This window comes from Glutamicibacter sp. FR1 (genome assembly GCF_047300825.1).
GTDB classification, from domain to species: domain Bacteria; phylum Actinomycetota; class Actinomycetes; order Actinomycetales; family Micrococcaceae; genus Glutamicibacter; species Glutamicibacter nicotianae.
Window position 1 is genome coordinate 3,139,784 of the sequence record NZ_CP178602.1, and the last position, 25,622, is coordinate 3,165,405.

10 protein-coding genes are annotated in these 25,622 nt (G+C 56.7%); 1 reads left to right on the forward strand and 9 read right to left on the reverse strand.

All coding sequences use genetic code 11. The features are described 5' to 3' along the window. Positions 1-19: 19 nt before the first annotated feature. Genes ACLQ8T_RS15095 through ACLQ8T_RS15110 form a run of 4 tightly spaced genes read right to left on the reverse strand, consistent with a single transcriptional unit; the run spans position 20 to position 16,653 of the window. Positions 20-2,308, reverse strand: coding sequence for a 3'-5' exonuclease (locus ACLQ8T_RS15095; protein WP_413455143.1), 2,289 nt, complete (start codon positions 2,306-2,308; stop codon positions 20-22). Then, on the reverse strand, positions 2,308-9,000 hold the full coding sequence (locus ACLQ8T_RS15100) for a DEAD/DEAH box helicase (RefSeq protein WP_413455144.1): 6,693 nt from the start codon (positions 8,998-9,000) through the stop codon (positions 2,308-2,310). Before ACLQ8T_RS15100 ends, ACLQ8T_RS15095 begins: the two co-directional genes overlap by 1 nt. Next, on the reverse strand, positions 8,997-13,793 hold the full coding sequence (locus ACLQ8T_RS15105; protein ID WP_413455145.1) for an Eco57I restriction-modification methylase domain-containing protein: 4,797 nt from the start codon (positions 13,791-13,793) through the stop codon (positions 8,997-8,999). Before ACLQ8T_RS15105 ends, ACLQ8T_RS15100 begins: the two co-directional genes overlap by 4 nt. A 1-nt stretch (position 13,794) precedes the next feature. Further along, a complete protein-coding gene (locus tag ACLQ8T_RS15110; RefSeq protein WP_413455146.1) occupies positions 13,795-16,653 on the reverse strand; it encodes a helicase-related protein in 2,859 nt (952 codons plus the stop codon). A gap of 397 nt (positions 16,654-17,050) precedes the next feature. Between ACLQ8T_RS15110 and ACLQ8T_RS15115 the strand changes: the two genes are divergently transcribed. Next, positions 17,051-17,785, forward strand: a complete 735-nt coding sequence (locus ACLQ8T_RS15115) for a hypothetical protein (RefSeq protein WP_413455147.1) — start codon at positions 17,051-17,053, stop codon at positions 17,783-17,785. Between the two features lie 106 nt (positions 17,786-17,891). On the opposite strand, the gene ACLQ8T_RS15120 is transcribed toward ACLQ8T_RS15115, so the two are convergent. From ACLQ8T_RS15120 to ACLQ8T_RS15140, 5 genes are all read right to left on the reverse strand, one after another. Beyond that, entirely contained in the window at positions 17,892-19,481 is a 1,590-nt protein-coding gene (locus tag ACLQ8T_RS15120; RefSeq protein ID WP_413455148.1) for an ABC transporter ATP-binding protein, read from the reverse strand. Continuing rightward, complete coding sequence (locus ACLQ8T_RS15125; RefSeq protein ID WP_413455149.1) at positions 19,478-20,236, reverse strand: energy-coupling factor transporter transmembrane component T family protein; 759 nt, start codon at positions 20,234-20,236, stop codon at positions 19,478-19,480. The genes ACLQ8T_RS15120 and ACLQ8T_RS15125 overlap by 4 nt, the downstream gene beginning before the upstream one ends. Before the next feature lie 7 nt (positions 20,237-20,243). Continuing rightward, on the reverse strand, positions 20,244-21,050 hold the full coding sequence (locus ACLQ8T_RS15130) for an ECF transporter S component (RefSeq protein ID WP_413455150.1): 807 nt from the start codon (positions 21,048-21,050) through the stop codon (positions 20,244-20,246). A 116-nt stretch (positions 21,051-21,166) separates the two neighbouring features. After that, positions 21,167-22,264 (reverse strand): nucleoside hydrolase, encoded by a 1,098-nt coding sequence (locus ACLQ8T_RS15135; RefSeq protein WP_413455151.1) that lies wholly within the window; start codon positions 22,262-22,264, stop codon positions 21,167-21,169. 74 nt (positions 22,265-22,338) lie between these two features. After that, entirely contained in the window at positions 22,339-25,491 is a 3,153-nt protein-coding gene (locus tag ACLQ8T_RS15140; protein ID WP_413455152.1) for a DUF3427 domain-containing protein, read from the reverse strand. Positions 25,492-25,622: the final 131 nt, after the last annotated feature.

The following is a 25,622-nucleotide window of genomic DNA, read 5'->3' on the forward strand; positions in this document are numbered from 1 at the left end:
AGCGTTTGAACAGGTTAGCTCAGCGTACCGACATCTTAGAGTTGACTCCTGGTAAGAGCTCCGATGGAGTTCCGCTCCAGCTGACAACAAGTTCGTCTCTTGCACGAGTTGCAGCTACGTAAAGTAGCGACCGCTCACGTAGAAGACTGTCATTCCGCTCTGCTTCTGCTAGATCGTTTGTTGCTGCTGCCAACGGAACAGTTGATTCGTTGACGCCAAAGAGAATTACTTTGAAGAATTCCATGCCCTTTGCTCGGTGCATTGTCATGTATAGCGGGGCCGTTCCGTCACCGGGGTAGTCGACATCTCGTACCTGAACATTACGTTCAGCCAAGCCAGTTTGAAGTTTTTGCAGTTGGTACTTGGTACGAGCGATTATGCCGATCATTTCGCCGGGTACTTCCTGTTTCTTCCACTGACTGATGTGCCTCGCTACTACATCAAGTTCATCAGCCAAGGATTTGGCGCCAGACTCTTCCGGAGTGGGACCGCTACGAGCTGAGTGGTAGCCCGCTGAATCCTGGCTGTCGCCTTCCAGGTCCTCAATCTCAGTGCCCCTGAGCACGCTGACAGCATAGTCCAGGTTTTGAGCCGTTGTACGGTAATTCAACGACAAACGACGGGACCGCCCAACGATCGCGATGCCGTACCGCGATAATGGAATTTTTTGACCGTAGATCCTTTGATGTGCATCTTCGGCAATGAAGAGGTCATCCTTGCCATTGCTCGCCAGTTCACGGAGGAATAGCCAGTGCGCTGCGTGTAGGTCTTGGGCTTCATCGATGAGAACGTGGTCTGCAAGCGCGGGCTTGCCTGACTTTGAACGTTGCTTTAGCAAGTAGGCTGAGACAGCCACCAGTTCAGGGAACGAGATGCTTTCATTGGTGCGCTGTTGCTGACGATACGCCTCGATAATCTTCCACACACCAAGGCGTTTGGGCCGAGTCAACGCAGTTCCGCGCCCCACTCGAGGAACCTTTACATATTCTTCACGGCTAGTAACGAAGTTGGCGAGAACGACAGAGGTATATTCCTGTTCCAGGAATGTAGGATTCGCTAGTTCTGAATCGAGCCCGTGCTCAGTATCCTGGATAGGAGACTTCCAAGGATTCTTTTCACCGTTTCCGGCTCGTAAGTTTGCAGCCGAATGTGCTTCACTCAGAACTGATGTGATCGCTTCTTTTCGTTCAGCCGGGGTCGCAGAATCAAAGACCTGCCAAGCTAACGCGTCGATGCCCTTGATATATATGCCGGCGTTGCCAACCTTCTCCGCCAGTGGCAATCCATCATCTAATTTCAAAAGACTGCTGCTCAGAGAAGAAGCAAGCGTTTTCGTGAAGGTTGTCAGAACAATACGAGAATTTGGATTGCGCTCAGCCAGGGTTTTGGCGCGATGCAAAATCACCACAGTCTTGCCTGTGCCAGCTCCACCGGTCAATCGGAACGGCCCATTCCAGGAACCGTCAGCATAACGACGCTGTTCAGGATGCAAGAAGGTACGCCACGCATCCGCGTTACCACCCTCAATGACTTCACGGAGTGCAGCAGGAGTATCTCCGATATAAGCAAACTGAAGTTTGGCAGCTTCTTTATTGAAGCCATCCATAATTTTTTCATCTTCAGTCTTAGGGGTCTCGGTCTCTACCGGATTTTCTCGTTCATCCACCAGGCCGAGATCTGCTTTGCTATCCTCCAGGCTTTTACCAGCCGCAAGGTCAAGGATAAGCAACCCCTGCCAGTCAGGCGCCTTGTCAGTTATCTTATGAAATTCAGGCGCTGTTTTCGCCTGTAAGGCCTTCTTAGCTATCTGTGGGTCCAGACCTGCAGCATCAGTCAAGAAATCCAATACATAGCCATGTTCGACCAAACCGTTAGTCCATGTGGGCTGCGGAACATAGTCCTCGGTTCTTGGATTTTCATGGGTAGGGCTGTTCTGAGGGGTTGGCGCTAATTCCGGTGAAGGGTGCGTAGGCTCGGGCATCGTCTGTTCGATGATTTCCGGAATACCAAAGACCGGGTTCATCTGTAGTGTACTGCGGCCGGCTACTTCAATGGCCTTATCGTGAGGCCACGTTCCGTAGTAAACGTAGGTTGGTGTCTTGTCTGTTTCCAGCCGGAATAGAACAGCACGCCACATATCATTGACTCGACCTGTACGGACACGTGCATCAACGACGTTCTTGAGAGGCTCGATATGCAGTCCTGGTATCGAGTCGTCGATCTGTAGCTTCTCCAAGAAGCCCATAACCGCTGACTTGACCGAGTTGTCGAGCTTGTCTTTAGTTTTGGCGAAAATAATTCCGGGCATTATTTGATTCCCTTTTCGTTCAATGATTCAAGAATGAGCTGTGCATCAGGTTCAACTATTGTCCAGCCATCCGACAACAAACCATCTGGCGTTTCTTCATCCATATAAGTGACTGCGATCTGTCGTTCATCCCAGACCAACATCATCGGATATCCGTCGCCAATCTCAGCTCCTAGTGTTGGCAACGTCGTCACGCCCGCGGCAGCGAGCTCTGTGATGAGGGCACGCTCGTTCTCCAAAGCTTCTTCCAACAATGATCTCCAGGCTGGGGAAACCTCTTCACCGGGGTTTGCACCCACATCCACGACATTGTCGTTGGTCTGCAATGCGCTCATGATGGCCGTTACGTCTGGCCCAAAGATCTTCCAGCCTTCGCTTTCCAATGCGGATTGTGTTTCCGAATCTTGTTCGATGAGCACACCAACCTTTTGCTCAGTCCAACCTAGAGATAGTACGTAACCCGATGTGGATTCCAACCCCAACTCTGGTGGAACGATGAGCCCGGCATCTGCCAAGCCCACCAACAAAAGTCGTTCTTCTTCAAGTGCGTCAGCCAAGAGTCCTTCCCACCCTGCTGGCAGCTCGATATGCCCCTTGAGCGCTGATTCCTGCCCGATAGATCCAGCGGAAATTATTTGCTCAACCGTGTTGATCGAAAGGCCAACCGTTTTGAACGCCATGAGATTCGATAGACGCAACCATTCGCGCCACGACGTGGCGAATTCTTCACCGGCCACGGTTTGCTCACGATCATCTAAACACAACCCCACAGAGAACGTCGCGGGACTTTTCCCTTGGGCAGCGCAAGCGAAAGCAACACTTCCCAAGGACCTCGTCCAAAATATCGCCTCACCAGCTGGAAGCTCTGGTTGGGTTCCCCGCGCAAATTCCTGGGCCAGCAGGGGAACAGCATCCGGATCGGTTTTTCCAGCGCTCCCAGTACGCAACATGAACGGCACTAAATCGGAGAATCTACCCCATGCGTAGGCGTCCGGTTCATGAATCCAGTGCCAGAGCTGCGTCATTGCGTCGCGTCCGATCAACGCCATCAGCGCGGCCGACGGCGAGAACTGCGCCTGGAGCTTCATGTTCAGCTGGGTATTGACCCAGTCAGGTGGTGTACTCACCGAATCTGTCGCAGAGAAAGCCTCCACATCTTGCCATGTCACAGCCCACGGAATAATACCGTGAGCCCGCAGGGTCTCCCGTTTGCGCGCGTCATCGGCCAAGCGGTTGTGCTCGGGCGAGGCATGGAACTGGAACCCATCAGTGTAGATCGCCAGGTCCGGGATATTCGGATCCGGAGCTTTGAGCAGGAAATCCGGCCGGGTGCCGTGCAGGTCGAGTTGTGGGATCAGCTGCCAGGTGTATGGCTGACCAGGGATACGGAAATTAATTGTGTCCGCACCCGCTCCTGGGATGACCTTATGGAACGCGCCAGAATCCTTGAGCCGTTTCATGAATGCCTGACGGAACCGCTGTTCCAACAGCGATTCAATGTTTGATGTGTGGACCGGGGCTTCCTCGGTCACTGTCCAGTCGGCCGCGTATGTCGGCGGCACGCCAGCATCCTCCGCCGTATTGCCGGCGCGCAGGATCTTGCCCAGCAGACGTTCTGCGGTGGCCCGGGCAACCTGGTCAATATTCCATGGATCGGCAAACGGAAGCAGGCAGTTATGGCAGGCAAGGCGTTCCTCATGCCGGCAAGCGCAGCCGGACACCGTCTTCCAGGCAGCTTCGAGCAGTTCCCAGACACGCTGGGGGTCTCCGAATCGTGCAAGATAACCTGTACCGCCAGGGACCTTGTCATGCAGCAGCAGGGCGATCCGGTCACCGTCGAATGCCGGATCGCTGATCCGGATGACATCCAGGTGGTCGGGTGCGCCGCCAATGACTTTTTGCAGTCCCAGCAGAATCGAGGCCTGCAAACTTGGAACGGAGAAGTCATCACCGAGTGTGGCCTCCAGCGGAAGGTGCAGCACGACGCCCTGGGTTCCGAGCGTGCGGGCCAAGGCAACTTCCTTGACGCTTTCCTCTTCTGCCTTGCGGTATTTACACCAGAAGCGGTGCTCGGTAGGTTTGTTCTCCTTGGCCGATTGATCCAACTGCCCACAGTGCGAACAGAGCCGGAACATGGGGGCCTTGATCTCTTCCCCAGCCAGCGTTCGGGTTCCCCCGGACATTACTGCTTTGCCGGTGTTGACCCATCGGATGTCTACTCGGTTCAGGTATTCGGCACCGAAGTCATATCCCTCGAGGAACCATGTCCGCTGCACATGCTGTGGATCGATATCCGCGGCGGCAAGGATGTTGAAGCGCTCGCGGATGCGGTTGTCCCTCCGGTCGCCGATGGCAGCCTCGTCGCGACGCACTTCCGCGGAGACCTTTTTCATGACAACGACATCTAGCACCTGACTCATGTCGGCGATCCCTGCGCTGCCACAACGCAGGCAGGTGGAGGAGATGACGCTGGTGGCCACGTCGGTTTTAGCCCATCCACAGTTCGGGCACATCTGCCACTTTTGGATGTGGCTGTTTTGCGGTCCAAGATCCACGGCATCAATGAGAACTTCCATCCCCTGCGCATAGAACGTGGCGCCGGGCGCCAGTTCGGACAAGGCGATGGATGCCCCGCGGCTGTAGCTCAGCGAGTCGGTCTGGAATTCGTTGGTGTCCGCATCTTTCCAGGAGAGCCCCACGTCCAGGGTGACCGTGTCATCCAGCAGGGTGTAGTTCGGCAGGATGCCATAGGCTTCCAGAACGGATATCCAGTAACCTCCGCGTAATTCCTTGAGCTGTCCGCCGATCATGCCAAGGGTTGCCTTGGCTGTCCGCAGTGCCTGCATGTCTTCGCGTTCGTCATCCCCGAGCTGCTTGGTACGCTCGATCGCGGCCTCGAGTTCCGGTAGAGCTTCTTCGATGTGTTTACGACGCTCCGCCAACTCCGCCACGTCGGCATTCCACAATTCGGATGCCCTGATCAGGTGACGAGAGAGATTGCTGGGTTCCCCATCTTCCTGCGCCGAAGCCCACAGAGATAAATGTTCTCGGCTTTCCGGCGCAAGGTGTTCCCCGAACTGCCCGAAGAACTCCACAAGATACATGGCAGCGTTTTCGGTCGCGTCCTCGATCAGGTCCCCGAGGAATGATCCGGGATCGACCTTGCCGAGGGCCTGCACAGCGTCCTTGGGGTGCGGGCGGTCCTTGAAGCGTGCGAACCGGTCCACCAGGTGGGCAACATACTGGCGTTGCAAGATTTCGTCGGCGTCCAGATACGTCGCCGGTGGGCGAACTTCCCCATTGATGACGGAGAGTGGATCATGCAATTTGGGCAGGTGTTCACCACGTCCACGGACAAAAGCCAGGACCAGCGAGTTACCGGTCAGACGGCCCGCACGCCCAACACGCTGCAGGTAAGAGGAGACGGAGGTGGGCAGGGAGGCGAGCATGACACAGGACAGGTCGCCGATGTCGATGCCCATCTCCAGCGTCGGGGTGGCCACCAGGACGTTTGGCGCATCCGGGTTGTCGGCGCCGTCGCGGAACTCGCGCTCGTACTGCAACCGTTTCTCATCATCCAGCAGGGAGGTATGTTCCCGGGCGACGACCCGTTTGCTTTCCGTGGAGGCATACAGGTCCCGGTAGTAGTTGCGGATTTCGCCGTTTTTGCGTTCCAAGGTGCCGGCACAGCGCACCAACAGGCAGGGCGCGCCATCAAGCTGCTCAATGACTGCCTCGCTGCCGGGCGTGATTGCCTTGCAGGTATTGCACGCCAACAGATGCTTGCCATCAGCAAGATCATCGGCGGAGGGCGATCGAAGGACGATCTTCTCCGGGTCCAGCCAGTACACGGCACCACCGGAACCGGTGGTCGAGGTTCCTAGCACGCCGTCTTCCACCAAGGCCAGGATGAGGGCTTTGGCCATGAAGCCGCTGTCGGCCCGGCTGGCACGCAGGCAGCGTTCGGTCCAGCGAGCGTACCAACTGGTGGAGGAGCTGACCGGGTCCAGGTTGTCGGTGGCGTCCTCAGCCTTGCCCAGGCGCGGGAAAGCCGGGGCCGGGCGTCCCTTGGGAAATGCCGGCATGCCTTCGTGCTTGGGGCGGCCTCCCCATATCTGGAAACGTTTGCCGTCGGTGGAGATGTATTTGGCCAACCACGGGTGGTGGATGCCGCCACGGGTTCGGATGCGTTCGAGTGTGCCACGGACCCATTGGACTAGTTCCGCATCAGTGGGTGGTGTGTAGTCAAGGGACAGCTGATGCAATGTCGAGTCGTAAGCGCTTCTAGCCAGCTGGACAATTCGTGCCGCACTGCCGGCGTCTGTCTCTGCGACAACGCTGCCGGTGAGTTCCAAGGTCCGGCCGGTGCGCGATTGCAGGCCGAATTCCAAGGCTGCATCGAAAAGCAGCCTCTTTTTTGCTGCACGGCGGGCGCGCATGTGATCATCCGGCTTGGCTGCAGAATCCCAGAAGGGCCGGAAAAGTTCACGGTCCACAAACTCCGGGGCAATGATCTGATAGCGGTCGGTAGGCGTTGCGGCGCTGGAAATGGCGTTGTCCACGAGTTCGGCCAACGTCGCCGGCCCATTGCCCAATGCGCGGCGTAATGCGGTGCGCAGGGTCATGGTGTGGGACCGGGACTGCACGAATCCGGCGCGGTGTGCAGCATCCTGGACGCTGTCAGTGAAGACCAGTGCCTTCTTTTCCCCGTCGGCGAGGGCCTCAGCGCCGAAGAGGTTGGAAATGGTCACCGAAAGCATGGTGGCCACGGCGCTACCAATAAAGGCAATGCCGTCTTTGGCAAGACACGACGGGCAGGTGTCCTGCATCGACAGCGTATCGGCGTCGGAACCGTCCAGCATCAGCACGGGCATGATCCTGCCCTCGCTGAGATCGGGGTCATCCGCGGCAGGAGTTTCCTTATTCAAGGTTCGGTTGATTGTATGCAGCCAGCGCAGTCCTTGGACTTCGGCTGCTCCTTCTTTGCCGTACTCAATCATGTCGGCTTCGTTGGCAGCGGAGATCAGGGCACGGAACCTACCATTGTTAGCCAGACGTGCGGTGCGAATCTTGGAGTCGTCCAGTTCCAGATCGGTTCCGGTGGGAGCCAGCAACACCGCCCAGCCGTTACGCCCACAGTTGCGGCAGTAAAGGGCAGGGAAGAACCTGGCGTCCGATTGGTCTACTCCGTCATCAGACCACCGGAAGCGTGGCGCGGGGTCCACGGCTGCATCGACTCGGGACATTTCGCGGATCCATAAATGAGTCTCAACGGTTAATTCTGAGCGGCCTTCTTCAGCTCGGATATGACTGTAAAGTCCCAGGACTGAGGAAAGATACTCTTCGGCATCCGCCAACGTTACATCCCACAAGAGGATGCGACGACCGAAGATACGCTTGGCAAGTTCAGCCAATGAGATTGCTTCAGTGGCATGTTCAAGTATTGCTTCGGTAAGTGGGTGCCGTCTTATGGCACGCGCAAGGTCGCTGGGTACTCGACGGAAAAGTGTTTCTGCTACGGCCCCGTGTAGCTGTGAGAGGTCCGGTCGTTCCCAATAATCGACATCGGGGTCTGGATCGTCGGGAATAGGATTGAGTTCGAGAGCCTGGCTAATATGGTGGTTTGACTGTGAAAGGTACTCGGCGATTTCATCGATGCTGTACGACTCCGCTTCGTCTCCAGAAGCACACCACTGACGTGCGGAAAGCCGCGTTTCGGTGATGACCGCGTCGTGGTCAAAAAGCTCGCCAAAAACGGTTTCAGCGAAACGAAGCATCGCTTCGGGATCGCCCTTGCTACCGAGCGTCGCGGAGGTTGCCACCGGGGTTACCTGTCCTAGCGGTCGCTGCCGGTCACTCTCCCCGAGGCTAGGATGGCCGTCGAGTTCTACCGGCCAGTGACTCTTGAGCGTGATTCCGAGACGGCGCAAAAGCATGGCTACATCGGTGCCTTGGGCACCGTCATAGGTGTGGAATTCGTCAAGGACCACGTACTGAAGGCTGGTAGCCGACTTCTGCCAGATCGGTGCATCCTGGTGACGCAACAGAAGCATGTCAAGCATCTTGTAGTTGGTCAGCAGAATGTCCGGTGGATCCTCACGGAAGACATCACGATCATTGATGAGACCGTCAGCGGAAACCTTGGTGCGAGAGGAGTCCTTTTGCCCGGTGTAAATGCCTGCAGTGACTCCCGAGAGCTCCGGATGGGTCGTCAACAACGCGGCCAATCGGTTGGCTTGGTCGTTCGCCAGCGCATTCATGGGATACAAGATAAGCGCTTTAGTCCCTGCGACGCCTTCTTTTTTGGCGCGTAGGACATGATCAAGAATCGGATACAGGAATGCTTCTGTCTTACCCGAACCTGTGCCGGTGGTGACCAACGTCGGTTGAGGCCGTCTATGGCGACCATTTTCAGATTTACTGCTTAGGCGTGCAAATGCACGCGCTTGGTGTCCGTATGGGTCAAATCCCTGGTACCAATCCAGGCAGTCTCGCCATCCTGGCTGCGCTGGCTCGAACGGTAGTCGCAACCTAACATAGGGTCCCTTAAACAAGCCGTCATCGGGGTGCCCAAGGAAATCCTTGATGGCTCCCTGCGCGGTGCCATCCGTCAGTGCGAACGTGGTTGCCAGGTAGTCGGAGAGCCCTCGCCGCAGGTCGTCGGCTTGGAATGTAGGCAGTAGTTCGGTCACTTCGCCAGTTCCTCGATCTGTTTCTCCGCAAGTAGCTGCTCAAAATGAGCGTAGGCCTTACGCATGTCTTCTTCGCGATCGAAGCTCTGGAAAGGGAACTCGAAGAGGTAATCGACGCCGCTTTGCGGGTGGGTCCAAGTTCGCTCATCATTCGTCAATTCGGACCCGACTGTCTCATAATGCGCTTTCAAGATAGCCGATGGAACAACACGGCCCTGGGCATCATAAACGTCAAAATTTTCATTCTTTCGCAAAACGGGAAATTGAGTTCGGTATATAGTGCAAAGTTCCTCCGCCGTAATCTGATGACCGATCGCATTGATGACATCGAGTTCGATCAACAATTGTCTTCTCGATTGAGCTACTCGACACGGCCCCGTTGGCGTCCAAGGTGCTGAAATTACTGCGTTCCAGAGCGACGAGTATTCTTCTGTCAGGCAGACTAATTTGGCCGCGCGCACGGCAAGCATACGAAGTATGTTCAGATCTGTGATGAGCGGGAATCCATCAACAGCTGAACCATAAAAGTCGCTAAATCCACCAGTTTTAGCCAAGAAATCAAAAGTCAACGAAGACATTTGTCCAAGCAGTCCAAGGAGCAGTACTGGATCGAGATTATCGGCCCGCGCTCCAGAAATAATCAAGTTCACATGTGCAGTTCCTGGTGGAATCACCGTGCTGAAGAAGGTACGTGAGCCCGTTGGAGCAGCCATCTTCCTCCATGCAAGTCGGAAGAACTCTCGTGGTGATTTGCCTCCATTTTTGGTCGTCCACTTGGCATAGCCATCATCATAGGCCCGAGATTCCGGGGAATTCACAGGCTGGTAGCTTGTTCTTGGAATGAATGAACTCGGCAACGACTCCAAATCTATGGGAGTGTAATCGTGCGAATTTTTCATAGTTTCGTTTGCAGTTTGATAAAGGGGATTCGCCAGTGATATATGGGGGCCTTGAAGGATGACGTCGTCCCAGGAGTCGTTAACCTTGGACCCAACCTCGAAGTAGCCTTTCTTTTTGTCAGTGGTCTCGTTCCAGCCCGAAGAGTACTGTAGGCCGAGCTCGCGTACGCGCGAAGCCTTGCTCAGCTTTTCCAGCACGGTCATGCTGGCACGGTTGACCGGGTACACCATACGCGCATGCCATGGAGAGGTATCAGGCTCATCGAGGATGTCGGCCCAGACTTTGAGTACGTCTAGATCCACGTTGACGATGCGTTCTGGGTGCGGGCGGGTATCCCATTTTCCTTCGGCAGTCTTCAGCCCGGGAACTTCGGTGCCACCCTCATGCGTTAGAGATCGCGCCACGGTATCCGGGTGGTAAAGAGAAGCCGCCATCTTGAAGTGAGGTTCATCTTTAACCACTCCATACACATGGACACCGAATGTTCGTGTGTGACCAATTTCAAACAAGACAAGTTCGTTGTTGAACTGCCAGTGGCGCCGAAGCCGTCGGTAGGTCGCGGCGCGAAGATTCTGAGCTTTCTTTTCCGTGAAGTGCGATTCCGGATGGATCAGCGACACGACGCCTCTTTGCGAGGCCGAATTCCAGGTTCGTTCCATGAAGGAACGATAGAGATCCGGCCGAAGCTCGGCAACGATCGGGTAATTGGTCGCGCTTGTGAGGAATGCTCGAAGAGCGATAATGCCACCAGCAGTATCCTTCAAGAAGACGAGCTGGTTTTCATCCGAGTGAGCCAGTTCTTTGCGTTTCTTCTGCTCGTGCTGAGGCGTCTTGTCATTGAGTTGCCACCATGGATCGAATTCGGCGTAGACGGACCTTTCATCCCAATCGGGCCTAACCCATGGAGGGTTTCCTACTTGAAGGTCGAAGCCACCATTTGCGAAGACCGTCGAAAATTCCAGCTCCCAGTGAAAGAAGCTCTGTTCGGACGCGACACGATCACAAATGCGCAACCATGGGAATTCTTCATCGAGTTGTGCCGAAGAAAGCAGCTCGGCAGATGACCGATCATAAATCTCAAAGACTTCGATTCCGTTCCAATCTGAAACGGAGAGCGCATCAACCTGCACGAACTCCGACTCGAAGCCAACGGCTTCAGGATAATCTTGAATGCTCGGCACCCGGACGTGCATTTCGGTTTGACCAGTATCGCTCTGCCTCATCGCAGCGATTGAGGCTTCATCAAAGATCGAACTTTGATTGATTGCAACCTTGGTAGGAGTAGAACGACGGCCAGAACTACGTCGCTGAATTCGAGGTTTCTTGTCCTTCACATAAGGCTTCCCGAGAATTGCTTCCAGTCCGTCAATCCATTGATCAACAGATGGAGGCTTAACCTCGTGTTCAGTCAGGGGCCAGAACCACAGCGCATTCCATGCGTTCATGACTCGCTTCAAACGCTGATATGACCCCTCTGGGTCCTTGAGGGCCGCCTCAATCTGCGCGCGCGATACGTTGGTCGATTCCAAGTCACGTTCATGCGGCCAGTAGTCCACAAATCGCTTGGCCTCATCGCTGGCGATGCGCATTCGTCGTAAAGTAATCTGCCACAGAACTTCCACACGTTCTGCGAGAGCCTGCAGCCGAGCGATCTGGTTCCTGGTGAGCATTAGCCGGGTGCTCTTCGTCCAATCTTTGAGCTTCTTTTGTTCTTCGCCGGCTAGGTCTTTGACTTCCTTGGCATCGGCTGCCGCACCCCAACCTTCGCCAGGTAACAAGAAGTGGTGAACCCTGCCCACAATCGAAGAATCTTGTGTGTCACGCTCAAGCGCTTCAGCCAGCCCCGTCAGTGGATTCGTTTGCGGTTCCTCCACCAGGTGCTTCTTAGACCTAATCTGGTCAACGGAGTAGGTCGCACGCCGGGCACCGACCAGCGAGTTGCCTTGTTTGAGCCGCAGGCCGAACCAGGGTGCCTGCAGGTCCTTGGTCATGGTGTCCAGCCAGAGAGAGACTTCAGCAAGTTCAACAGCCGTCGCATTTAGGTCAACACCGTGTACCTGGTGCAAGGCGATTTGCGCTTTAACCTTCTGCAATTCCTGCGGATACTCGTCGGCAGGAATCTTCACCTCGAGCTCATCTTGCTTGCGTTTCAGATACTCACTGGCCAGCTGTCGGACGGCTTCGATGGCGAACGCGCCGGAACCCAGAGCAGGCTCACATACTGTGAGTTTGAGAATGTCGTCGGCCGGCGTCGTTTTCCCGTCCTGGTCCAGCAGCTCTTCAAGAGCCTGGGATACGACAAACTTCGTCAGGACCTCGGGTGTGTAATAGGACGCGGATTGCTGGCGTTCACGGCCCGCAAGACGGAACACGAAGGAGCCCTTCGGGTGTACTACGGTTTCCAGCTCGCCGGTGCGCTCATTGCGTTCCTTGATGAAGTGCTTGGCCTCGATGGATTCAGAGCGGTCCACGGGAACCACCCATGATCCCTTCGATGAGTCGCCGTCCTTGGCGACCTCGTGCAGGTCGGTCTCGGCGATGAACCCTGTGTAGGACATCAGTCCTTCATACACCGCGCCCAGCTGGTTGATGCCCAGTTCTGCATAGGAGATGAAGCCGCGGTCCTTGCCACGCGATTCCTTGCTCAGTAGTAGGTGCTGCAGGACCCGTTGGAGCTCACTGTTGCTGAGCTTGGTCTCATTAATCAGCGACGTGGCCTTTTCCGCGAAGAGGTCAGCCTTCAGCGCATCGAACCGCAACCCTTCGTTGGATACGGTCGCCGAGTCCACTTCCAAGCCGGCCTCGGGGTTGTGCCCGTTATCGACACGTTCGAACAACACGTTCAAGGATTCGAAGAAGTGAGTTCCCCGCAGCGAGCGGTCCTCATGGATCTCAACCAGCGTTAGCTCGCGCAGCCTGTCAAGGCCGTAGCCTTCGTTGTACTCGCCTGCACCCACCGGAAGCACCCCGAGTTCTGGCGATGCCTCTGCGTAGAGCAGGAAAAGAATGCGGTAGAGGAAACGCAGTGACTGACGGGCCAGTTCTTGGCCATCGATCTCTTCAAGCGCAAGGCCCTGGGTAGCACGACGGGTCAGGACATCGTTGGCGATGATTTCAATTGAGCGACGGATGCCTTCACGCAGGTCCTTGGAAACTCCGACGGTGTGCTTCACGGAGCTCTCGAGGATGTCGTCCCACCAGATGGTTCCATCCGGGGAAGGCATGAGCGCGTCACGGCCAAAGGTTGCCAGGAAACGGTCAATCTCCTGGCCTTTCTTGCCGTCATTTCGGTCGGCCACCAGCAATACGTCCGCTGCGAGGTACCGGCCCTCGGCCCAGCGTTCCTGTTCGGTGAGCACCAGCCATTTCCCGGCCATCGCAACAATGTATTTCGGCGCTACATCCGCGAGATATAGCTCGGAGATGAGCTTAGCCGTGGTTCGTTCGGTGTCTTCCTTGCCATCGACAATGACTTTTCCGAGTGGCTTGCCGGTTCCCAGGAAGTCCTCGATGGAATCCGCGGGCTCGGATTCAAGGAATATGATTTCTCCCCCGGTTCCGTTCCACACGTCCGGGACTACTGTCTCGGTACCACTGCGCTCCGCTGTGAAAGGCGCCGTGGCACCGTTGAATCCCAGCGCGGTGCGCATCAGCCCATATGCTTCCCTCACCTTGGAAGGATCCTCGGCCAGTGCGGCCAGACGGACCTGCAGTTCACCGCGGTGCTGGGAGAATCGGCTCAGCGCGGAGGGATGACCTGCTTTGGCATCCTCGTCCCACATTTTCCGGCGCTTGAGCACTTCTCCTTGGAAGGATTCCTTGGTGGAGTCGGTGGTGAAGTAGTGCTCGCTGATCCAGTCTTCGCCAACGATGATCGAGTCAAAGGACGGCATGTTAGTTGGTTCCTTCCGAGGGGCCTGCGGCCGGGGTATTGCGTGGAACGATCACGAGCAACGGGCGTATTAGCCGCTGCGCGGGTGCGAGTGACTCGACGATTTTTTGTTCGTCGGACACCCGTTTCCGGTGGGTCTTGACCGAGCTGTTCTGCGCCAGGTTGTGAGACAGCTCTTCCCAACCACGGGCACGTTGACGCCACGCGTCGAGACGCGCGTTGGCATAATCCGCTGCGGCTTCAAAAGTCGCCTCCATGGCCTGGGAACTACTGTCAACGGCCAGCGGGATAAGGGCCTGCAGGTCCTTGATGCCGGCCACCGGCCCGGGATTAGCAGCCCCGGCACCCAAACCAATCTCGGCTAGGTGAGCGCCCAGGTCCGGGAGTGGCATCGACATCCTGAACGCCGGGTTATCCTGGTTCGGGAAAGTCACGGCGTAGAAGGCCTTGGAGACAACCTGGCCGCGCTTGTTCATCAGCGTTCCCATGAGCAGCACCTGCGGGGTGTCAACGTCGCCGCGCACGGCGAGCACCTGGCTGCGGGAAATCTCCGCAAGTGCGTGGTCGCTGGCCCAGTCAAGGACTGGGTGCAGCGGGCCCAGGAAGTGGGCTTCGGGCCACATATTCTCCTGCGACTCACGTGCACGGTCAAGTTCGCGCTGGCCTGCCTCCGGTGAGGTGGCCAGCTTAAGGGTCTCGGTGACCTTGCGTTCACTGAGGTAGTCCTGCGGCAGGTGGCCGAGACGATGTTGCAGGTCCCTCGGCGGTGTCAGCTCGGCGATACTGTGTGCCTTGTGGACCTGCCACCCCACCTTCTTGGCTGGATCGGCAAAGGCCTGGGTGAGGGCCTCATCCAAGAAATCCAAATCAGACTTGTACAGGCCCAGGGGCGTGGCCACAGGCACATCGGTGGTGGCAACGCCTGTTTCCTGTGCCTCGATGTCGAACTCGTTGAACCAGGCATCGAGGCCTTCAGCCTCATCGGGTTCGTGGACGACATCCTCAAACTTCTTCTTGCCAAGCAAGACGTCGCGGATTGCGTCTTCTTCCTGGGCCACCGAGTGTTTGCCCATCAGCGAGGCGACGTCCTGGAGAACGGTATGGGCTTCGTGCTCGCGTTCCATGAGCCTGGTAATGACCTTCAGGTCACCAGAGAACTGGGAATCGTTAGGATCGAGCAGCAGCGTGGTAATTTGCGGGCTGTGCTTCTGCCCGTAGCGGTCGATACGCCCGTTGCGCTGTTCGATTCGGATCAAACTCCACGGGATGTCAAAGTGGATCAGGTGGTGACACTGCGAGTGCAGGTTCACACCTTCCGAAGCGACGTCACCGGTCACTAGCACGCGCAAATCGGAGTTGCCTCGTTTGAACTGGTCAACGATGTCCTGCTGCTCAACGTCGCTGAGGCCACCATGCAGCACGCCAATGTTTTCCGGCTTCAGGCCAAGCGCCTTCGGCAGCTTCTCCTTGAGCCATTTGAGCGTTGCCACACGCTCGGCGAAGACGACTGCGCGCATTGGTGAGGACTTCTTGACGCCAATCTGTTTTAGGTAAGCCACAAGTTCGTTGTATTTTGCCGATTCGCCAGCATTCGATGCCTCGGCGAGGCCCTGGAGTCTGTTGAGTGCTTCGACTTCGCAGGCTTCCGAAGCAAGATTGCCGTCCAGCTTCTTCAAGCGTTCTCTGACTGTTTCTGCCAACGCGGCGGGGCTGGAGAGGAACGCCTTGGCCAATGTCCATCCGAAGAGCCCAGGCGTGTTCCCCGAATAAGGGGATGCCCCGTTTTCTGGATAGAGCCAGGTTTCAGATAGTTCTTGTGCAACGGAATTTTCCGGGCCGGAGGCGGGAATCAGTCGGTTATCTGGTTCGCTTCGTTCGGCCCAGTCTGCGCCGACTTCTTGCGCTACCTCCGGGCTATGTCGGTGTCGGCGGATGATGAGCCGTTCAACGTCCTTGACCTCGAAGGAACCATCCGGACGAACAACCGTCGGATCCAGGAGACGCAGGAGCTCCGCGAAGGAGTCGTTGCGACCGTTGTGCGGGGTTGCAGAGGCGAGTATGAGGGCTTCGGTGTTCGGAGCCAGGAGACGTGCCAGTTCGTTGTTCTGCACACCGACATTGGTCACGTTGTGGGCCTCATCGATGACAACTGCGTCCCAGCGCAGTTTGCTCAGATGTGCTCGGTATCGGGCACTCTTCAGGGTGTCGATCGAGATGATTGCACGCTTGTAATACGTGAACGGGTTGCGCGTTGCAGGTAGCTTCTGGCGCACCTTCTGGATGCCGGCAGAGTCCAGGCGGACAAACGGAAGCGAAAAGCGGCACCACATTTCATGCTGCATCTGTTCCAGCACATGTCGGGGCGTGACAATCAAGATCCGCTCGCCACGACCACGCTTGACCAATTCGCTGAGAATCATACCGATCTCCAACGTCTTTCCTAGGCCGACTGCGTCAGCAATCAGGATACGTGGACGAACGTTTCTAGGGTCGAGAGCTTTCTGAACAGCAAGGTGCTGATATTTAAGCTGGTTGGCCAGCATTCCCGTGGAGACCGTCAAGTGCTCGTCAAACTGCGGAGTCGGAGTCTTCCGCAGCGTAGTTTCCAAGAAAAGTCTCGCCTTCCGGTAACCGGGAGTACCATCTGCGACAACCTCAGATTCCTTAGGGTCAACCACATCAATATGATCCAGCGCTGAGTAGAAGGCTGCTGTTGTATCCCGCACAAGCTCAGTTAGTCCTTGCACGCGAACCAAAGTCCCGTCGATCGATGGTTCGGTAGAAGTCACCAACCATTCCTCATCACGAACCCGGACGACCGATCCTGGTGCGATATTTAGTCCGTCCAGGACAGCTGACATGGTTCCCCCATCATTGCGTATTTGTGGTGCCGTGGGGCGGAAACTTAATCGTGAAAATCAAGTGTCTCCCCATCTATTGATACTATGCCAAACGCAAGTCGATTCGGTGATGTTGAACCATGCGCCATGACATTACGAAAGTCCCATACGGCGTCAGAAAATCCATTTAGGAGATTTTGCTTGTTGGTTGCATTCCTGGTCTCTGCCGCAGAGCTAAAGACTCAGCCTATGACAACGAAAAACACGAGCTAGCCGTGTTGACTGATGACGTAAGATTCCATCCTCTCTAGAACGGCTGCAAGCAGGCCAACCCTCGGAGTTTCTGACTTGGTGATGATTTCATCCATCATCGAACCGGCGGCTTATCCGCGACTGGGACTACCAAAGCGCCGCGTTCATGGGCGTGTGGATCCTGATGATGTATACCGTGGACTTCGCCTCGCTGGGGCGCGCGAAGGACGTAAGGATCCATCAGCGCTTCACCTTCGGCTGGCTGTTCTACATCCTCGCCTTCGGAGCCAACTCGCTGATCGGCATCTACCTGACGTTCACCATTCCAGGAGCGGAGGCCACAGAGACTGGTGTCGCTGGGGCACTGGTTCAGCTCATGGGACCACTGGGCCTGCTAGTCATCTTCGTCTCACAGACCCGTATCAACACCACGAACTATGCTCTTGGCATCTCGAACCTGAAGGAATTCGGCACCCGGGCATTGGGCCTAAAGCTGCCGAGCCGGGCGTGGGTATTCATCGGTGCGGTCATCATCTACCTGCTCATGCTGCTGCCAGTCGTGCAGTACCTGCTGTTGGCACTGTCCTTGCAGGGTGCGCTGGTCACCGGCTGGGTCTCCATTGCATTGATGCACATCCGCTATGAAAAGCGCTTCGCACTGCAGCCCGATAGCCCTAACCTGCCGGATCGCACGTTCCCGGCGTTCAATACCGCCGGAGTCAGCGCTTGGGTTATTTCCGCCGCAGTAGGTATCGCAATGGTCCAGTCAGGCAGCGCATGGGGTGCAAACCTCGGTGTTTTCATCACTCCGGTTCTGGCCGCCACGATCTACGCGTTCTGGAACCCGGGCGCCCGTGCCAAGCGCCACCACGACGCACTGGCATCGGTGAAGCAGTCGTAGCAAGAACAACAGTCAAAAACGGTGCCGTGGGTGCGTTCGATAAATGCACCACGGCACCGCTATTGCTGGGTCGCATACTCGACTGCGGCGTTGTTGACCAGACCGGTCATTGCAGGCTTCGCGGACACGTAGGCGGAACTGCGGGCCCGGTCTCCGAAGTGAGGATCGGAACGATGCTTGCAAGGTGCCCTATCCCCGCTTCCGGTTGCTTTGGGGATTTCAGTTTGCCCATAGTTCTGAAGGCACCCGCGACTGCCGCATCAGCGGGCGACGCGCCATCCAAATCCTCATGAGCTCGGCCGCTGTTCCGTAGTTCGTGCACCTTGTGCGCGGTGCGCGCGGTGAACCGCTCATCATGGGACGAGAAGAGCACCGCTCCCCCGCGTTCAAGCACCGAATCGATGACCTCATGGAGGATTCGAAGACCAGCCGAATCCAGAGCTTCGGTCGGCTCATCAAGAAGCAGCAGCCGTGGTTCACGGACCAGTACGGTGGCCAAGGCAACAAGCCGTCGGGCCGATGCCTGCAACTCGTAAGGATGCGTCTGAGCGTAGGATTCCAAGCCGAGTTGCTCAAGAACCATCGGTACGCTGGCACGTTGGATGCTCTTCTTGGGAATACCAAAAGCTACCTCCCGGGCTACGGTGCGTTCGAAGAGCTGATCCGCAGGATTCTGCAGGAGCAGCCCGGAACCAGCTGCCACCCGCATCTGTCCGGCAACCGGCTTAAGCAGCCCCGCAGCAGCTTTGAGCAGAGTAGTCTTTCCCGTACCGTTGGCTCCCACCAGCCCAACACATTCTCCCTCATGGACTTCGAGGTCAAGGTTGGAAAGAACCGGGGCGCTGGCACCTTTGTAACCGAGTTGTACACCAGCAAAGGCCAACAGCGGCTTGGCCGATGCTGCTACAACGGATGACTCCTTTGGCCTGGCATGCAGCGAGGTGATTCTGGCGGTTTCAGCTGCCGGCCGCAAAGTACCGTCCTCCAAGTTCCACAGCGCGTCCGCTTCGGCTTCCCATGCTTCAGTGGTGCGAGCTAGCACCACCAGCGCGGTGCCGCCTGCGCGCAACCGCGTGATCATCGCGGTCACTGCCGAAGTTGCCATGGAATCCAAACCGGCCAGTGGTTCATCCAACACGATGATGGACGGTTTGGCTGCCGATAGCGCGGCCATGGCGACCAGGCGTTCCTGTCCGCCCGAAAGCCTGGATGGATCGCGTTCCAGAAGATGCCCCAAGGACAGCCGCGCCGATAGCTCATTGATGAGCGCGCTCATCTCTTCGCGGGGCATGCCCTCGTTCTCCAAGGAGAAAACTAGCTCTTCGGCCACCGTCTGGCGAATCCTCGAAAGGTAGAGACCAGCATCCTGGGGCAGCAATCCCACATGTCTGGCCCAGCCGGCGATGTCTATTCGCGGCGAATGCTCCGGAGAATAATCTATCCGCTGCCCGGCCTGGATAAGCGTTCCCTCGCATAGATCGGTTCCCTGCCGCGGCAACATGCCAGCAAGCACCCCACCGAGTGTGGACTTTCCGGATCCCGAAGCACCGGCAATGACAGTCAGGGATCCCGGTGGCAATTCCAGTTCGATTCCGTGCAAGATATCGGATTCGGAGTCTTCATAGCGGAAACTTGCCAAGCTGAGGTCCAGCGCCGACGTGCTTTCGACTGGTGCACGGTGTTCCATGTTCATCATGCGGCTCCTCCGAATGGCACCAGAATCGCTGCCGGCACCAGCACCGAACACACCAGGGCAACCCAGCGGACTCCTCGCTGTATTCGCGAGTCTGCGACCTGGCGCAATCTGCTGTGCTCGCCGCGGGCTGGAAAACCGCGTGCCGCCAGATGAACCGAACGGTCATGGGCATCCTGCACCGAGGAGAGCACCAGCGGCACAGCTCGTAGCCTCAGTCGCTGCAGCCAGCCAGCCAAGCCACCGCCGGTTCCTGCCTTCCGCAAAGCTTGGGCTTCGCCGATGGCATGCTGCTTTTCCATCATCTGCGGAAGAAGGAACAAGGTGGACGCCAGCAAGTACCCCGCCTGCGGCGGAGCTGGCGACAAGTCGATGGCCGCCACCAGCTGGTGCTTGTCGATCAGCAAACCGCAGAGCAAGCCAACCACCACCAGTACTCCGGTACGCAAAGCCAGGGCCGTGGCAATTTCCACTCCCCCAAAGGTCAGGTTTAATGGTCCCCACGCTGCGATCACCGGAGACGAATCCCGGGATGCCAGTCCATGAATCATCAGCAAGGACAGCAGGGTTGGAAGCATGATTGCACCGCTAAGCGCCGCGAGTTTGCGGGCTTTGCCGGCCACCGCGCCAATGGCCATGCACAGGACTATCACCGCGCAGCTCAGCCACCATACGTTGGCAGCCGTGGCTACGGCAACCGTGAACAAGGCTAGGCAAAGCACGGTAAAAGGGTGCAACTCGGTGATGCGGCGCTTCATCGGTGTACTACTTGTTTCCGCTCTTGCCCAGCACCTTGTAGCGACGGATGAATTCGAAGGAACCGCTCAGGCGCTTCGGCAGGGCGAAGACCAGCAGTGCTGCGATAAGGAAGACAATGGCCTTATCTCCCGGATCAGAGATCAGGGCCTGCTTGGTGACTGCGGAGAGCAGCGAATCACCCATGGAACGGAAGGCTGCAACTACTGCGCCGGTACCGACTCCCGAGGTGCCGCCGTAGACGAACGCGGCTACCGGGGAAGAGACCACGCCCACCAGCACACCGGAAACCAGACCTGCGATTGGGGCAAGGTATGGCCGGCGCAAGGCTCCGTAGCGGGCGGCAGTTCCCGCAAGGAAACCGACCAGCGCGGCTCCGGCTGCGAATGGCAATACGGTAGGTGCAAACAGCGACCAGATCAGGGTGCTGAGCACACCGGTGGCGGCACCGGCACGGCGTCCGGCCAGGAAGCCCACCAATACGGTGCCGATGGAATCCAGGTAGAGCGGGACCATGACGGATCCGACGAATTGGCCCAGGATGATGTTCAACGCCAGGGCGACCGGGATCAGCGTCAGGGCAGAAACTGGCAGATCCGGCAGGACTGCGAGCAGCAGCAGGATGGCAGCGATCAGGTAAGCGGCGAAAGTTGCCAGAGCAACTCCCTGGCCCAGCCCTTCGACGATTCCCGCCGGTTGGGTGATGACCAGAAACAGGTAAGTTCCAACGAGAAGCAAGGTTCCCGCGGCACCGAGCACCCGGCGGCGCAGGAGCTGGGTCGGTGATGCTTCAGGCAAAAGAAGATTCGGTGACATGATGAGGCAATCCTGAGGATACGAGTTAATTGCGCGCAGGATTGCTCCCGCAACGCTCGAATGGCGGGTCTATGTCACCTCGACCCGGTAGAAGATTCTAGCCCACCTGCCTGCGCTCAGGAATTCTCATTGAGTTTTCTTGCCAGCGCACCGAGTCGTTGGACCAGCTCGGCAAATCCCGCCTCGGGATTATTTGCCACGACCACTTGTGCATTCGCCGGTTTGCCCCACAGCCCGCGGAAGTCAGCCACTGTCGTACCAAAGAGCATTTCCGATTCTGTCTCAACGTCCACCGTTGCGGGACGCGTTTCGTAATCCAAGGTTCCTGCTGCGACCCCGGCTGCAAAGTAGTCGTGCACGTGAGCGATGTAGCCCTGGTCGTAGTGCCTGTGGAATTCGAAGTAGAAGCGCAGGGCATCGGAGAGATAGCGTACCAGCGGATTCGATGACGTGCTCAATGTCCCTTCCGGGTCGCTGGTCTCGACTATTTCCGGTTCAGCGCATTCTGCTTCAATGGAGAGCTTCGTCAGGAAGTCCGGCTGCATTTCGAACCGTTCCGTGGTGTCCAGAGAACAGACGATTGGAAGCCTTTCGGAATCAAGTCCTTGTTCCGCCGCCGCTGCATAGGCAGCAAAAACTTCCTTTGCCGCATGCGGATCCACGTGAGTGTTCCACTCCGCGGTAGGGGTGGTGTTGCCTTGGTAGTAGAAAGCACCACCCATGATCACTATCTTGCGCAGCAGCCAGGGAAGACGTGGTTCGCGGCGAAGTGCCAGAGCGAAGTTTGTCAGCGGTGCACTTAGGAGAACGGTTAATTCGCCAGGGTTCGCGCGGGCTGCTTCGATCCAATAATCGATTGCATCGAGATCCATCGACACTGGGTACATTGGGTCTGGAAGAGTCGCGTAGCCCACGCCTTGCGGACCATGAGTTTCCGGTGTGGTGACTAGAGGAATCTGCAAGGGCTCCCTTACACCGATGAGTGCCGGAACTTCGGGGCGTCCGCAGAACGCCAGCAGAGCACGATTATTCGCAGCGACTTGTTCTACGTCGACATTTCCAGGCGTGCTGGTGAGGGCCTCGATCTTCACATGATCGCAGGCGCAGAGGTACGCGAGCGCCAAGGCATCGTCGATTCCGGTGTCGTTGTCGATCAGAAGACGGATCGGCGGCCGTTGTTCGGCTCCGTCTGCGGCTACAAGCTTTTCCGGCATGCCTTTCCCCATCTTCCTAATTGCGCAGAACTTCTCAGGTAGTCCTCACTGTCATCAAGATAACCGCCAGATTTTCAACGAGCCACTGCATTCGCTGATGTGAATACGTTGACCGGCATCTCTCGATGCAACTTCCACGTGATGGCGATGGGTTTGGAACCTTCGTGTTTCACATAATCGACTGTGCCCAAGCACGTGAAAGGCAATACCAGCCCGTCAATGTCCCTCGCGGCGTCTCTGGTAAAAAGCAAGATATGCGAGGCATGCTCTTTTCGGTTCAAGTAGCGTTTACCGGTAGGGCTGGTTGGACTTGTGGCGTTCTGTGATTCCCAGTGAAATAGCTGCGGGCTGATCGCATAGTCCTTGTAGAGGGTATTTGGATTGTGAACGGATTCATCCTTGTCCAGTGTCACGAAGAGCGCGTCCGTATTCGACTGAGGACACCATGCAACCCCTTCACGGTGGTTGACTCCCTTGCCAAGTTCCAAAGATCCGTATTCAAGTGCAGCAAGGACCTCAGAGCGCCAGTATGTGGAATGCGAATACAGCGGAATCTGCTGCAGTCCTAGAGGAAGTCTCCTAGGTGCGTGAGCTCCGCGGTCCACACCTCGTGCAAACGCAGCTCGCAGCTCTTCAACCAAGTATCCGTTGGCACGAATGTAATCCAGTCCCTGGTCATAGGTAACGAACCCACCGCCGTTGTCCCAAAAAGTATAGAACAGCATGCGAGCAAATATTTGGACTCGCGGTTCCAACTCTGCATAGCGTGGGGCACTTGTTGAAAGCAACGCCGAGTACGCATCAGCGCGCTCCGCGTCGTCAACGTGAAGGAACCGAGTAACCCGCTTAAGAAGCTCACGTTCTTCATTTAATTGGTCGTCGCCAATTCGCTTCAGCTCTTCTTCCCAAGGTGAACGCGATGAGATCAATCCTGCTCGACGAATCAATTCAGTCCACGAATCTCCCGTTTTGCGATAGATGTCTTTGACATCCCGACCGGACTCATCGAGATAGTCGTCCAAGGCAGTCAGCCCATGCGACTTGATTTCGTTTACCAATGCAGGCTTATTGAGCTTTAGTTGCGATCGAATGTTCTCTAGCACGATCGTGCGCGCCACTCGGTCGAGCATGAGTTGGCAACCCGAGGGAAGTCCGGGCGGACCGTCATCAATGATGCGCTCCAATTTCTTGCGCGGAACATCCAGCAAGGCACGGTACTTCACGTCGAATCGGAACTCCCGACGTTGTTGGCCAATGAAGTCCAAGACCGTAAGCACTGCCTTGTCATCTGCTCGTCGGAGGCCACGGCCGAGTTGTTGCAGGAAGACGGTCGAGCTCTGCGTGGGGCGTAGCAGAAGAATAGTGTCGATCTCCGGAACGTCGAGTCCCTCGTTGAAAAGATCGACGGCAAAAATACAGTTCAGTTCGCGAGCACGCAGTTTAGCCAGCGCTCCCTCGCGTTCCTCGGTACTTGAATTACCTGATATCGCGGCTGAAGGGATTCCCGCCTCGTTGAAGACTTTGGCCATGTATTGCGCGTGCTGGACCGAGACGCAGAAACCCAGTGCACGCATCATGGACGTGCTGAGCACTTTATCGCGCAGTTCGTTGATGATCTTCAGCGCACGCATGTCATTGCCCGTGTACACATTGCTCAGCTGTTCCAAATCGTAGGAGCCGCGCTTCCATTCGATGGAAGTGAGGTCTACATCGTCCGCCACACCGAAATAATGGAAAGGAACCAGGAGATCTGCGTCCAGGGCATCCCACAGGCGCAGTTCCGCGGCAATGCGTCCGCCAAAGTAGGTGTCCGCCACATTGACGCCGTCGCCACGTTCGGGTGTTGCGGTGAGTCCCAGCAGCTCGATGGGCTTCAGATGCTCAATGAGCTTGCGGTATGAAGATGCTTCGGCATGGTGGAATTCATCGATCACGACTACATCGAAGGCCTGCGGGTCGATCTTGGACAGCCCGAAAGCGGCTAGGGACTGGATACTGGCAAAAACATGTTTCCAAACTTTTGGTTTTTGCCCATCAACGAACATCTCGCCAAAGGAACCCTTACCCAGAACACGGCGATACGTCTTGAGTGATTGGTCAAGGATTTCTTTGCGGTGAGCCACGAACAGGAGGGTGAGCTCCCGGCCAGCAGCTTCGCACAATCGCTTGTAATCGAGTGCCGCAAGTACGGTCTTGCCAGTTCCGGTCGCCGCGACCACCAGATTTCGGTGCTCGTTGCGGTTTGTGCGGGCAGCTTCTAGTTCTTCGAGCATTTCCTTTTGGTGCAGCAACGGAAGTACTTCCAAGCCAGTGGATCCGAGCATTCGTTCAGCCGTTGTTCCGCCTGCACGTTTCAGTGCAGCGTCCAGTCGCTCTGCGTCGGTATCGGGATCGTATGGAACGAAGGCGTCGTCTTCCCAGTAGCTGTCAAAGGTCATCGAGAATTTTTGCAGCAAGCTTGGTGTTGCTACACCCGAGAGTCGGACATTCCATTCCAGTCCGTCGAGCAGTGCGGGACGACTAAGGTTTGAGCTTCCGACGTAGGCAGTGTCGAAACCGGAATTTCGGTGGAACATCCAAGCTTTGGCATGAAGCCTCGTCGCATTAGTCTCATAGTTGATACGGACCTCTGCCCCGAAACGGCGAACCAGTTCATCGATTGCGTGGCGCTGGGTGGCACCCATATATGTTGTGGTAAGCACTCTTATTGGGATGCCGTGGTCTTTGAGCGTCGCAAGCGATTCAGACAGCAGCCGCAGACCCTCCCACTTGATAAAGGCGCAAAGCAAGTCAACGCGGTCAGCTGAGGAAAGTTCTGCCCGCAGCTCAACTGCAAGTCGTGGGTCTTCGCGGCTGTTCGTGAGCAGCGCAGCGGCGCTCAATGACGTCTGGGGCCGTTTAAATGAACGCACCCGAATTGCATCGTCACGCTGCAACTCCAAAAGTTTCTGAGGGCCTGGAAGTACATCCTCAGAGTGCCCGACCATGTCTAGTATCTGGTTAGACAGATCAATCATTTGGTCCGGTTGGAGCGCACCAAACCGCTGCTCAATTACGCGACCAAGATAGCTGGCCAGTTCACCCGGTGCGTTCTTCGGAAATATCGATTCTACTGTTTGCTTGTAGTCCGACAGCGACTGAAGCCGGCCTGCGAAGTGATCGGTAATGAGACTCTCAAAGATTCCTTCACCCAAGACGAACGCGTTTTGGTCATTACCGATATCCATGATGTTAGGTTACTGGACAGAGGGGACTATTTGAGTCGCTGCACGTGCTGCTCCAGGGCTTTACCTTATCGTCCTTGACTTGTTCTGTCTGGATCGGCATGAAAGAGCAGCGTTAACGTTCGAGAGCAGAC

Coding starts and splice junctions, on each gene's coding strand:
- ACLQ8T_RS15095 (WP_413455143.1), bottom strand. CDS start 2,308: ATGCCCGGAATTATTTTCGCCAAAACTAAAGACAAGCTCGACAACTCG.
- ACLQ8T_RS15105 (WP_413455145.1), bottom strand. CDS start 13,793: ATGCCGTCCTTTGACTCGATCATCGTTGGCGAAGACTGGATCAGCGAG.
- ACLQ8T_RS15110 (WP_413455146.1), bottom strand. CDS start 16,653: ATGTCAGCTGTCCTGGACGGACTAAATATCGCACCAGGATCGGTCGTC.
- ACLQ8T_RS15115 (WP_413455147.1), top strand. CDS start 17,051: ATGGGCGTGTGGATCCTGATGATGTATACCGTGGACTTCGCCTCGCTG.
- ACLQ8T_RS15120 (WP_413455148.1), bottom strand. CDS start 19,481: ATGATGAACATGGAACACCGTGCACCAGTCGAAAGCACGTCGGCGCTG.
- ACLQ8T_RS15125 (WP_413455149.1), bottom strand. CDS start 20,236: ATGAAGCGCCGCATCACCGAGTTGCACCCTTTTACCGTGCTTTGCCTA.
- ACLQ8T_RS15130 (WP_413455150.1), bottom strand. CDS start 21,050: ATGTCACCGAATCTTCTTTTGCCTGAAGCATCACCGACCCAGCTCCTG.
- ACLQ8T_RS15135 (WP_413455151.1), bottom strand. CDS start 22,264: ATGCCGGAAAAGCTTGTAGCCGCAGACGGAGCCGAACAACGGCCGCCG.
- ACLQ8T_RS15140 (WP_413455152.1), bottom strand. CDS start 25,491: ATGGATATCGGTAATGACCAAAACGCGTTCGTCTTGGGTGAAGGAATC.